This is a genomic window from Candidatus Ichthyocystis sparus (genome assembly GCF_900078745.1).
Taxonomy (GTDB): Bacteria; Pseudomonadota; Gammaproteobacteria; order Burkholderiales; family 2013Ark19i; genus Ichthyocystis; species Ichthyocystis sparus.
On the sequence record NZ_FKII01000047.1, the window covers coordinates 90052 to 102951 of the forward strand.

Here is a 12900-nt window from a genome sequence, read left to right on the forward strand (position 1 = left end):
TACGTGTTGATGTTATTTTTCCCTTCGAAAGGTGCTGATGCGTCGGTTAATATTTGCTGTCGCTTCCTTCCTGGCCCTGTCCGGATGTGCCTCGATAGATAAGGTAAGCCCGGACTTGTCGCCCGACAGTATATACAAGATAGCCCAGAACAGTTTGCTAAACTCCGATTATAGCAATGCGTCCCGCTATTATGAAGCTCTAAGTCTCAGATTTCCCAACAATCCTTTAACAAGGAAGGGAGAAATTGAGCTAGCTTACACGTACTATGAAAACGATGACTTAGATCAAGCATTGGCAGTGTGCGAGCGTTTCCTGAAAATTTATCCAGATGATACAAATGCCGACTATGCTCTCTACTTGAAGGCATTGATATATTATGAGAAAAATCAATACAAATTCTCAGAGCTTGTAAAACAAGATTCCTCTGACCGTGATTCTAAAACCCTTAGCGAATCATTTCTTCTCTTTAAAGAACTTGTCACACGTTACCCGGATAGTGTATTTCGCCCAGACGCACAAAGGTACCTATCCCATATTGACTTTCTACTGGCAAAACATAACTTTGATATAGCGCTGTTCTACCTAAAGCATGGTGCTTACTCAGCAGCTTTATCTAGATTTCAAGGAGTGCTAGTAGAACACCCAACATCTTCCCTTAGAGAAGAGTCACTGTCTCACATTATAGATTGCTATAACCTCATGGGAATGAAGGAAATGGCTGCTGATACGAAAAAAGTTCTACTAGCCAATTATCCCAATGTAAAGGCGTAATTTTCTGTTGGATATTTCTGCGCTGGAGTAGACAGTATGTCTAACATACCACTGGGTATTTGGAATAGGCGGAGAATACGCTATCACACTTAAAGATTTCACGACAACAAGCTAAGAATTCTTGTCATCAGCTGTAACTGAGGAGGCATAACACATCCTGTCTATGTGATCCTTCATCTGATCGAACATAACATTTGTATTATTCATATAGGTTTTTACCATATCCTGGAAAAAAGGCAGAGACCAGAAATTAGGAAACTCTCCCATAATAGAAGGAAAATTACCAGCGCAACCGCCACTACCATTAGTGCACCTCTCTTCATTGGAAGATACATCTTTCGAGGATGCACCAGAAGACAGGAAATCATTCATATTTTTTTCCAGATGAGAATAGAAAAGTGACTGCATAGGGTGGCCGTAGCACCTTATCATAAAAAGTAAAAACTCTACAGAAAAAACAGGCTTATTGGTATTTTCCTCTTCAATAAGAACTTGAAGAAGCACATTACGGGTCACATCTTTACCTTTTTTGAGATCAATTATCATAAATTGTTCTGAGTCTAGTACTAACTTTTTTACATCATTTAAAGTTATATAAGCACCATACTCTGTATCGTATAAACGCCTATTAGGATATTTTTTAATTAATCTCATAGTGGTAAGAAAAAAATATAAGCCAACATAACCCTAGCAAATCCATGATTAGTATAATGGTACCTAAAATTAGGAAAGGCCATAAGAAAAATCTTGATCAAGAGTCATAATAGACAAGATACTACCAAGCTTACAGGTTAAGGATAAACAACCACCAGGTAGCATCAGGGATTTAAGAGACGAACCATCAACATCAATGGAAGAATCTCCAGTACTAAGAGCGGATAAAACACTTGAAGATCCACCAACACACCCCGTGCTGTCATGAACAGCAGGATAGAATAAAGAACGAGTAACCATATAATCAACCTACCCAAAATTTAAAACCTCAAAATCAGTACATATATTGCCCACCATTGATAGAAATATTGGCTCCCGTCATAAAGGCGGCTGCATCAGAAACCAGATAATCAACCAAAGCAGCAATCTCAGATGGATAGCCAAACCTCCCCAAAGGAATTTGCGGCATAACTTTGCTCTTTATAATTTCCTCCGGAATGCCTTTGAGCATAGGCGTATCTATATACCCCGGAGATATAGCGTTCACTGTTATTCCCTTTTGAGCAACCTCCAAAGCCAAAGATTTTGTAAAACCCAACACTCCAGCTTTAGCAGCTGAGTAGTTAGTTTGTCCAAAAGCACCCTTCTGTCCATTTACAGAAGAAATATTAACTATCCTACCCCACCCTCTCTCGATCATGCCATCTATGACCTTCTTTGTCATATTAAAGAGCGAATTAAGATTAGTGCTAATAACATCGTTCCACATTTCAAGTGTCATTTTACGAAATGTAGAATCCCTGGTTATGCCAGCATTATTAACCAAAATATCTACAAATAGGCCAGATTCATGTATGTCATCTACACATTTTTGACAAGATTTATAATCAGACACATCAACAAAAAAAGCAAATAGTTTGTCACCAAACTCGGGAAACTGGGATAGCCATTCCTCAGCCAAGCCGGCAGCCCGCCTGTACCCGACGATAACAGTATATCCAGAATCGAGCAAGCGCCTGCAAATAGCATAACCTATACCACCCATACCACCAGTAATTAGAGCACTATGCATTAGCAAGCTCCTCTCATTCGTCTTGAGGACTCAAAAACGTATGTACCAGGAGCTTCACTTAGATGCGTATAGGAACTATCAACATCATGTCGTTTAAATGAGGAAATATTATGCATCCACTCGGCCCAGTCTAACCACCAACTACCACTATGCTTAGGAGAAGATAGTATTTCCTCCCCTGAACTAGAAAAAGCACGGTCTCCCAATTTATAATTTTCTGAATAGTAGAAACGTTTGCTATGGTTAGGTGGAGAAACGACTCCTGCTGTATGTCCAGCAGATGACAAAACAAACCTGATATCGGCATTTGGAAATGCACTCATACCAAAATAGACAGAATTCCACGGCACTATATTGTCCATAAGGCAAGACACCATGTATATAGGACAGCTAATCATTCCTCCACTCAAATGCAGTCCTTCCCATAAAAAACTTTCTGTACTCATGAGTACATTGCGCATATATAACAGCTCTAGGTACTCAATAAACATTTTGGCTGTAATATTTGTATGGTCAGCATTCCAGGCAAGTATATCAAATGGCTTTGATTCTTCTCCTAGTAAATAACGACGTCTGACGTAAGACCAAATAAGATCCTCTGAGCGTATAAAAGCAAATATCCAGGCCAATTCATATCCGTATATTATAGGATCAGTTTCAGTTCTACGTTTTATAGCATCTATGGTTCCCTCTTGTACAAATGACCCTAGTATTCCTGAATATGAAGAGTTAATTACGGATACTAGTAAGGTAGCACTACATACCCAATCTAACTTATTTAAGGACATGATCATCAAAGATATAATGAGAAAGAATCCTGAAATGCAGTATCCCAATACATGGATTTTATCGTAACCAGTAGCCTCACGAACAAAACTAATACAATCTATCAATGCATATACATAGTCTTTTAGGTTGTAATCAGCCTGATCAGGCTTCATACTCCTCCATGACAACATGAAAACAGGATAATTTTGTGATATGCAAAACTGTACTAATGAATTTTCCTTTTGTAAGTCAAGAATGTAAAATTTATTAATGCACGGTGGAAAAATCATTACTGGAGGTCTTTTAGGACACGGTTGATTGTAGAATATAAGTTCATAAAGATCAGTCTTAAGAACAATATTGCCAGGTGTAGTTGCCAAATTATGGCCAACCTTAAAACATCCATCAGGTACGCGGCCAATATCTATTTGGCATATATCTTTATATAGCATTTTGAAACCACGACACAGCGTTTCCCCAGAAGTCTTAATATAAGCTGATAAAGCTACAGGATTGGTAAAAAAATAGTTAGCTGGATTTACTATAGAAACACACTCATCTAACCAATAGTGTTGGGTATCAGAGAATTTATAGTTAAAGAAAATTATGTCCCTATAGCGACTAATAAAATCACAAAACAAAAGATATATTTGATGAATATATTGAAAATAATCTCCACTTCTCCATAGTGTATTATAAAATCTATGATCCTCGTATAGTAAGGAGGAGCCATTTACAAAAATTTGGCGCCAAATATCCATGTGTCTATCTCGGATATCATTAACCATTTCTTCAACATTAGAAGGTAATAAGTTACCTTTAATAAATAAATTTTTATCTGGTAATAGCAACCCTCCAAAAACTTGTACAGCATAGCTAAATAAGAAGAATGCCTCTCTCTGCTGAAAGGAAAATTTGTCAAACACTACTGTTCCTTATCTTATTTATTAATAGGCACAACTTATGCAGTTTACAAAAAGTACAAAGTATAGTTACTAACACCTTAATTAATACAGACATACCAAATTAAATATATTGTACCCTGCTTCATAATAACCACTCAAATATAGTAACTATGACTATAAGTAATAACATTAGCTCAGTAACAAGAAATTAATTTTTAGAAAAAACAACGGTGCATTTCTTAATAATGCTTTATATATCATATAATTAAAGTATTTATTATGTATGATATGTAGATAACATAGTCCAATAATTTAGGTTAAGTTATACAATCATCTAGAATTGCATATAAATATAAAACTCACCGTTTCATATTGGCTTCCCAAACATTAGTGACATGTGTACTTCGTTATTAGAAATTAATTATATTTTGTCAGATACTACCTATTAAAACTACTTCCATAATTGCAAAATTACAATGTCTGCTTAGCCAAAATCAAATTACCAGTAGTAGAACATTTATGTACGAGTAGAAATAAATCTCTCATCTTATCTGTGTTCTACTATCTGTAAGATTTAGGCAATAAGCTAAAATAAAGAAATGTCTACAGGAGAATAGGAATAATGTACGGTGGCATTGGTAGTACTAGAGTTGCAAATAATGATATTGATACTGGAGTTGAGGACGATATTAATGATCTTGATTTGAGCTGTCTTACAGGAAGCCTTCTTGATGAGATAGACCAAGAAATTAGCAATCGTACCGGTAACGTAAGTTTTGCCAGTAACAGAGAAACTAACGTAGATGACAACAATCATTATTCTATGCTGCATGGTAGTGACTCACCTAGAAGCGCTGAAACAGATAGTGATCATGAAAATTGTGTCGTTGTCACTGGATCCTATGGTGACGTACTAATAAATCTTGATGAAGGAGGTGAAAGTTCGTTAATAGAAACACCAGCAGCACAAAGATGTTTAGGTGGATATTTAGCTTTATCAGGTACAATAACTCTTTTGTTTACTGCTTTAGCAGCAACATGCATGGCTACTGATAACAGCAATAGTAGTTCAGATTTTTCTGCATTCTGCGCTGGATCAACCAGCATATTAGAAGTAACTAATGATACAAGTTATACCAGAACAGGCATACTTATCTCATTAATGTCACTTCTTGGAATGTCAAGCATCTTTTCTGCAGCGTATGCACTTCTTCCATCGAATACATCATGCTGTGATGAATCAGGTTCTCAGTCGAGTTCTCGGTCTAATAGTATTACCGTTAGAAGTGAACCCACTGTCGTTAATATTAACAATGTTAGTGAAGATGAAAAAAGGCCATTATTGAGGTAAGTATTCCCGATATTAGGGAAGTATCTTTGAATACATCATAATTAAAAACTATAAGCCTGGGGAAAAGCACTACCCAGGCTTTTCTGCAATAACAAGGTAGAAAACATGGTGGTTCTTTAAGAAAAGCCTGTTATGAGTAACAAGATCATTTATGAATAAAAACTCAATATATTATAACTATTTACGGAACAAACTTCCCAACTTGCCTTCCAAATCCGTGCTGGACACAGGGGCAGCAGAATATAGAGATACGTATTTAGGTAACTCCACCTCTACAAACCTAGAAAAAAGGAGTTTAAATAAACCCAAGGTACCTTCGGCAATTTCGCTAGTAACCTCTTCCATAACTTTGCTATTTCCTAGCAAATCTTCGCTTAGAGACGATCTTGCGTCACAATAAGAACACATAGCCAATTTTTGGCACTCTTCCATGATAGACGTTTTAGCACCACTAACAGCATCTTCAAAACTTAACTGACCTTTGCCAATCAAAAAAGCCTTCTGCGACCCATATCTTCTAAAGATGCTTTTAAGGCCAATATCAACTCTACTAAGAGTCTTATCTACGCAAGTAGCAATTAAATCCAACGAAGACAAGGATAAACTTTGAGAACTAAGAGAAGATAGCAAAGACTTACAAGCTTGAGACTGAACTACACTTGACAAAGGAGACGAAGATGCCCCCCCATCAGATACATCACTTTCCCCACCAGAAGCACCAACAATTCGACTAACACCATCTCCAGAAATAGACACATCGACTCCATAAAAAGTAATGGTCCCCCAGCCTAAATAAGCCAACCAAAGACAGCGCTGCTAAGGGATAATAGCTAGTGGACCTTATTTATATTCATAAGTAATCTCAAAAGAGACGAGATATTTATTCTTATTAAGTTAAAAAACCAATAATCTGAGGGTAACCACAAACAAGACCGTATGACACTGATCATAACACTGTTATGTAATTGCTAGAATTGGTAATATCCATTCGGATAACGTAATAATTATAATTATTATGGACTTTATCTATACCCTCCGTTACCATAGAATGGTAGCGATAGTCATAAGCTTAAGTATCTACAACTCTCTCTATAAATATATGAAACTCAATCCTCTGCCTATATTTGACAAATTAGAATTGATTAATTACCCCAATCATTTTTCTAATATTCAATTTCCGGAGGATTATACGGCAGTTGTCGGCTTTTTAAAGCAATACAGTGGAAACGCGTCAACTTTTGAATCGTATAGGAGGGAGGTAGAAAAAATTATTCAGTGGTCATGGAGAATAAAAAGTACTTCTATACTTACGATTTCTAGAGATGATGTCGAGGAGTATATAAATTTTTGTATAAATCCTCCCAAATTATGGATATCAACAAAAAGATCACCAAGATTCATAACTAAAGATGGAAAGCGTTATCCCAATGAGAATTGGCGTCCTTTTGTCTCACACATTAGTAAGTTGGATCATAAAAAAGGCAAATACCCTTCTAAGATTAATTATTCTATTTCTCAAAAAAGCATACAAGAAATATTTTCTGTATTAAGTAGCTTATTTAGTTTTCTTTCTCTTGAAGGTAAAATTGTTCGTAACCCTATTTCCCTAATCAAGCAAAAAAGTAAGTATTTACAAAAAGTACAGAAAAATATTTGTTCATTGAGGCTTACTGAAAAACAGTGGAGCACCTGTATAAAAGTAGCATCAGATATGGCTGATAAAGATAAGCGTCACGAAAGAACTCTTTTTATTTTATCCTCACTTTATTTACTCTACCTTAGGATATCTGAGCTTACTGCTACTGATCGCTGGATTCCTCAAATGAATAATTTCTACCAAGATAGCCGCGGGTGTTGGTGGTTTAAAGTTCTAGGCAAAGGAAACAAGCTACGAGAAGTTGCAGTTAGCGACTCAATGATTGAAGCTTTAAAAAGATATAGAAGAAGTTTAGGATTAACGGATCTACCCTCCCCTACAGATAATCACCCATTGATAATTAAAGAAAGAGGAAAAGGTCCAACCACTAGTACTCGCAGAATCAGACAAATTGTACAATTATGTTTTGATGGAGCAGTATTAGTATTAAAAAAAAATGGGCACCATCAAGAATCACAAATGCTCGAATCAGCAACAGTACACTGGTTGCGTCATACTGGTATATCTGATGATATTAATAAAAGATGTAGACCTATTGCCCATGTAAGAGATGATGCAGGACATAGCAGTAGTGCCATAACTGACCAATATAATGATATAGAAATAATGGAAAGATACAATTCTGCAAAAAACAAATCTACTTAATAGTTTTATCTTACCAGTCATTAATATTATTAATTATAGATATAGTTACCTGTAATATAGGTATAGTTACTTGTAAGCAAAGATACCACTTGAATTTATATCTATTATTGATACCAAATTAAGGGGAATTTCTTGTATTAAGCGTGTTATGACAAAGGTATCATCAACTATTTGCTACCTTGTATATTTAGTTATAGTTAACCATGCAGTGTGATTACACCGCATTAGTAGCACTACTTTATATTTCATTGTTTACATCATTGTTCATTTTGGTGAACTTGTGGCGTGTTTTATAGAAATATAGATAAATATAACAACGATGCTATGTGGGATCTTTTCATATGGTTAATAAATGCGCTTCAGATAATGTATCACCTCAAGAGGAAGAAGGGGAAGATTTAAGTGCCCTGGAGGGAGCTGTAGGTGGCGCCATACAACCAGTAGAGCAAGATCTTCCTCCTAGCCCCTTGGGAATCCCTCTACCTCCTATTCCTGGTTTCTTTACAAGTGTATTTAGCACTGGATCACAAGAAACATTATATGAAGATGTAGAAGGACATGGTGAAGTTGGAGAATACGATGAAACTGGAAGAGGAACACCTCCTGATGAAGAAACTCTTGCTCTACGAAGAAGGTTGGAGTTATTAGAGTCAGAGGTTAGTAGACTGGAAGATTATATCTCCTCCAAACGTAGAGAAAAAGAGGAACGTACAAGAAAAAAAGGTCATACGAGATCTAGATCAGAAATGAAGGCCTCAGATGTAAAAGAAGCAATGGCAAAACATGGTGAGACTTCAGGTACACATTCTTGTAAATTAGAACATGAAAAATCAAAAGATAATAAGGAAGATACGTTAAGACAAATTGGAAAACTACTGAGGAGTTCGTTTAGGCTTAGACGCGGGTCAAGTAAGGTGAACGTAGGCGGTACAACAACACCTGTACATGGGCCAGAAGTAGGTGTAAGTGGCACAATGACGCTTGGACGTAGACAATGTAAAAAACCTAAACCAGACACTGTACATAGACTGGGAGTAGATCTAAGCGGCACAATGACGCTTGGACGTGGACAACACAAAAAACCTAAACCAGATGATTCGGACTGGGGAATAAAATCGGTACCAACTTCACCCACTAGGCTTAGGCCTATAAAGCATCGTGAACGAGATTGGTTTGGATCTAATAAATCTCCATTATCAGATACTGTATCTAAGACGTCTCAGGAATCTAATTGCAGCAGCTCTTCTTCTTCACTTTCTTCTGTTAGTTCAATACTTGATCTTGGTAGTAAATTATCTTCAATGAGTATAGGTAAAGAATCACATCATCCTGAAACTGCTACTCCTGTCGTTAGAAGAAAAACTACTCTTGGAGCCTCAGGCACTAAGCAAAAGAAAAAAGGTAAGGAGGAAGATACTACTGCAAGTATGAGTGCTACTAGATCTACAAGAGCAGATGTAGGATCATCTAGGAAACATAGTACTAAAAGTAATAAAAGCTCTTCAGGTTCTTCCGACAGTTGGCCATTTTCAGCAAGTGTTTCTAGTTTAGGCAGTGCTTATGCTAGTAGCCTCGCTGGCCATTCTCCTTCCGAATCAGCTACAAGTCATGAGGTTCATGGCTCTAGTACCTCGCTGGCTAGATCATCAAAGTCATCACATAAAGAGTCTAGCCCCTCTTCATCTGAAGATAAGAAAAGAAAAAAAGATGCTCGCAAATCTGTCCAGGAAAAAGATGAACTTCTATCTAGAGGATTAAGCGATTTTATATGTAAACATAGTATTGTAGGTGGTAGACATTCATTAAAGTGTAAAAAACCATCTGCTTCCGATAACATTATTAAATGCTTAATTGCTATGGAAATGAGGCTAAATGCCGAATTTGGAGATTTGACTTCAAATCTTTGGGATGAGCTTGCTGCGTCATGTAGATATATTTTAAGGAGGAGTATTGAAAAAGTTGAAGGCGGTTACCTTTCAGAATGCAGTACACGGTTAACTAAAAAGGCCAAGGCTTTAAAGGTATCAGATTTTTCATGTCATATCGTAGGTAGATGTTCAACTGAACTAGCACGAAAATTAGCACATAGTAGTTATCAGGGGGCATTAATGTCAGAGCTTGATAAAAATGTTATTTGTGTCCAAGTACGCACGAATATTTCTGCTCACATACTAAAATATTTAGGCATGGTAAGACCGCTTTTAAGTAGGATAGAGGCAGAGATAAGAGGTAGGCTCAATGATCCCACAGAAGTGCTAACATTAAATCTTGAGGATCGTATACATGAACTCATGTTGCATAACGTGTCATTACGCTTCCATACTCCTGCTGAATTTTCACAGGGAATAGATAGTCATGGTAATCTAATGATAGCTGTAAGTAAAGCTGATACGGTTACAATAAAAGTGGATATCATACAATAGTGTATTTTACTACTCTAATTACATAACGGATCATGTTTTATTGTGAGTTAATTTATTTAATTGACGTTAAGGCGAAAGCATACTACTGTAAACTACACTATAATAATCTAAAGGATTGTTCATTTGGCAGTATTTATAACAATAATTAGCTATCAAGTAGTGGCAGTTTGGATGACAAAAGGATATTCACCAAGATTTATAAATATGAAATACCAAGCCATTAAGCAAAATTTGAAAATTTACACATCGTGATAGAAACCTAAACTGAAAGTAATTTATTACTGATACGTGATATTGCTACCATTAGGGGTAAACCGCCAAAAATAAATAATGATCTAGGACCATGCTGTTATGCAACTAGTAGATATCAGATTACAATTGCAGGTAATCTTACGGGTAGTATAAGTGTAAACGTGTAAGAAAAAAGATATATCAGTCTTGCCATTACATATAGTTACCTAGTACTAATACTCCGTTGTATGCCATACCGTTGTATGGTGTATAATGTCCTTCGTAGAATTGATTTTATGGGGTTGATGGTAGGCGTTAGTTGCGCAATAGCATATTGAAATTTGCATAGAGCTGATATGGATTTTATTGGTTGTTGGTGTTGCCAATAGTTAATAAGCAATTTGCTTGGTGCTTTGCAATTGGGTATTGTTCCTAATTGTTAATAATAATTGTAGCTATAAGCAATAGCTCTAAAGGTAGTTATCGAATTGTCTGGATTTAGCTTACTACCACTACAAATAAACGAAGCACTTACAATTAATTAGCGTTGTCTGGATCTAGGTTAGATATGTTCAACAAAAATACTGCTACTGCTACTTCTCCTTCTAGCTCAAGTTATGTAGGTGATAGCTCGGGTGACGACCAAGAATGCCCTGAAGGTGCTACTGGGACCTTATCGAGTGTCAGTACACAAGAAGAAGGTGGAGAGAGTTCTGTCAGCCTCACTACCGATCAACCTGCTGCCTCAGGTACTACAGGGGTAGAAATTTCACCCAGAAAAGCAGAGCTAGTACGACAAGTAATGCATCTTGAAAGAGTTCTTGCCGGACTTTTACAAGAACAAGAGGAGGAAATTCCTTCAACCCAACCTCAACAGGTATCACCTGCAGATACACTTCCCGAGGAATCTATATACGAGTTTATGGGGGGAAATACAGGGGGAGGGTTTTCTCCTTCTCCTGATTTGATGCGTTCTGTAAATATAGGAGGTGACGAGGAAGAGGACGAGTATGGGTGCGTGGGTGATTTTTCACCATCAATAACAGGCGGTGCCAGTCCTACTTCATCATTACCTATACCTGTGCCTATACCTCCATCTAGAAGTCATCGTGTCGCCTATATGAGAAGTTATAGCCAAGACTCCTCTAGCAGTAGTGTTAGAGGAACTTCCCCTGGTGTAGCTTCATCTAGCAGCGAAAAAAGAGAATTGCAAGAAAAAATAAAACGTCTTGAAGCCAGGTTTGCCGAGCTTTCGCAACAAGCACGGGAAGAATTAGGTGAAGATAGTAGTAGTAGTGATTACTTCCTGGAAAGCCCAGACACCGGTAGGCACAAACATAAACATCACCACTCAAAAGGGTCTGGTAAAGGTCGTGGATTTAAGAGATTAATGTCTCTTGTAGAGGGCAAATTACACAGAAGTCCGAGCACAACGGACGTAAGAGTCAGAACAGATTCCACAGTCTCTGGGTCCTCTGTGGGCTCCAATAAATCCTCCGCAAGCGCATCATCATCTTCTTCGTCAATGGGAAAATCATCATCTCCTTCTACCAGCCACTTAGGGTCTAGAACATCTTCCGAATCCGCAGGAACGTCTACTGGGTCGGGAAAATTCCTTAGATCTCATAGTAGGTCAGCTAGTTCTTCTGTATCTCGTGCTCCGACAACAATAGAAGAGATGGTGGCTAGAAAAGATGACATGGTCAGTAAAGGAGAAAGGGAATTTTTGATTGGTGGTGGTGATCTCGGAGAAGATTTAAGTTATCCCAAGCCCCCATCTACAGCAATCTGTAATGCACTCAATGCTTTAACCCTACGAGCAGAGGAAAGGTTTACGGGAGGACCTTTCCCAACCCTTGTACATCTTTTAATCGGGGCTTTAAGATATATGTGCAGGGAAGTATTAGAAGATAAGGCATTACTAAAAATAATTATGGGATGTGAATCTATATGTGAGTCTAAAGTTTCTAACGGTGAATTTGATCACATTCTTTGCAAAGCTACTCCCGCAACAGAGCAAAAAATAACAGGAGAGGTAGCACGTCTTTTGTTGTCCCCAGACGATACTAATTCTGTGCATTTCTACATGCTAACAGCTACAAATTTATGCTGGAATAGGCACTGTAAGGCAGTCACACGGATGGCAAGTGTTCTTGCTGATCATATGCTCTCTACTAGTGGTGCAGCACGAGGATCATCAATTACAGATATGACGTCAGCTGTGGCTATTGTTGAGGAGTTGCAAAGTATTCTTACTTCTGACACAGCAGCTCATATTGAGCTTGATGTTAAATTTAAATACCATGCCGACGGTAGTTTCAAAGGGGCGTCTGTTCGAAAAGCAAGAATAATATTGGGATATCTTGATGTCTAAAGCCCTATCTAGGCCACACTAACCGCAAATTTATTTTTACTCTTTCCT

General features: G+C 37.4%; 10 protein-coding genes. 5 read left to right on the top strand and 5 right to left on the bottom strand.

What is annotated here, in order from left to right:
- Positions 1–37 precede the first annotated feature (37 nt).
- Positions 38–772: an outer membrane protein assembly factor BamD gene (locus A6733_RS03550; RefSeq protein ID WP_092411558.1), complete on the top strand. Its 735-nt coding sequence runs from the start codon at positions 38–40 to the stop codon at positions 770–772.
- A 111-nt stretch (positions 773–883) separates the two neighbouring features.
- On the opposite strand, the gene phaR is transcribed toward A6733_RS03550, so the two are convergent.
- The 4 genes from phaR to A6733_RS03570 form a co-directional block, all read right to left on the bottom strand.
- Positions 884–1426 carry a polyhydroxyalkanoate synthesis repressor PhaR gene (gene phaR, locus A6733_RS03555; protein ID WP_092402846.1) on the bottom strand — a complete coding sequence of 181 codons (543 nt, stop codon included), beginning with the start codon at positions 1424–1426 and terminating at the stop codon, positions 884–886.
- Positions 1427–1495: 69 nt separating this feature from the next.
- On the bottom strand, positions 1496–1726 hold the full coding sequence (locus tag A6733_RS03560; protein ID WP_092402845.1) for a hypothetical protein: 231 nt from the start codon (positions 1724–1726) through the stop codon (positions 1496–1498).
- Positions 1727–1760: 34 nt separating this feature from the next.
- Positions 1761–2498 (bottom strand): acetoacetyl-CoA reductase, encoded by a 738-nt coding sequence (gene phbB / locus A6733_RS03565; RefSeq protein ID WP_092402844.1) that lies wholly within the window; start codon positions 2496–2498, stop codon positions 1761–1763.
- Positions 2498–4192 (bottom strand): PHA/PHB synthase family protein, encoded by a 1695-nt coding sequence (locus tag A6733_RS03570; protein ID WP_092411559.1) that lies wholly within the window; start codon positions 4190–4192, stop codon positions 2498–2500. Before A6733_RS03570 ends, phbB begins: the two co-directional genes overlap by 1 nt.
- Before the next feature lie 601 nt (positions 4193–4793).
- On the opposite strand from A6733_RS03570, the gene A6733_RS03575 reads away from it, so the two are divergent.
- Positions 4794–5522, top strand: coding sequence for a hypothetical protein (locus A6733_RS03575; RefSeq protein WP_092402842.1), 729 nt, complete (start codon positions 4794–4796; stop codon positions 5520–5522).
- 177 nt (positions 5523–5699) lie between these two features.
- Here the strand turns inward: A6733_RS03575 and A6733_RS03580 are convergent, their stop codons facing one another.
- Positions 5700–6278 (bottom strand): hypothetical protein, encoded by a 579-nt coding sequence (locus tag A6733_RS03580; protein ID WP_092460443.1) that lies wholly within the window; start codon positions 6276–6278, stop codon positions 5700–5702.
- Positions 6279–6621: 343 nt separating this feature from the next.
- Here A6733_RS03580 and A6733_RS03585 point away from each other — a divergent pair, with 343 nt between their 5' ends.
- From A6733_RS03585 to A6733_RS03595, 3 genes are all read left to right on the top strand, one after another.
- On the top strand, positions 6622–7824 hold the full coding sequence (locus tag A6733_RS03585) for a site-specific integrase (RefSeq protein ID WP_092402840.1): 1203 nt from the start codon (positions 6622–6624) through the stop codon (positions 7822–7824).
- 341 nt (positions 7825–8165) lie between these two features.
- Positions 8166–10247 carry a hypothetical protein gene (locus A6733_RS03590; protein WP_092460445.1) on the top strand — a complete coding sequence of 694 codons (2082 nt, stop codon included), beginning with the start codon at positions 8166–8168 and terminating at the stop codon, positions 10245–10247.
- Positions 10248–11025: 778 nt separating this feature from the next.
- Complete coding sequence (locus tag A6733_RS03595; RefSeq protein WP_092460447.1) at positions 11026–12852, top strand: hypothetical protein; 1827 nt, start codon at positions 11026–11028, stop codon at positions 12850–12852.
- Positions 12853–12900 lie beyond the last annotated feature (48 nt).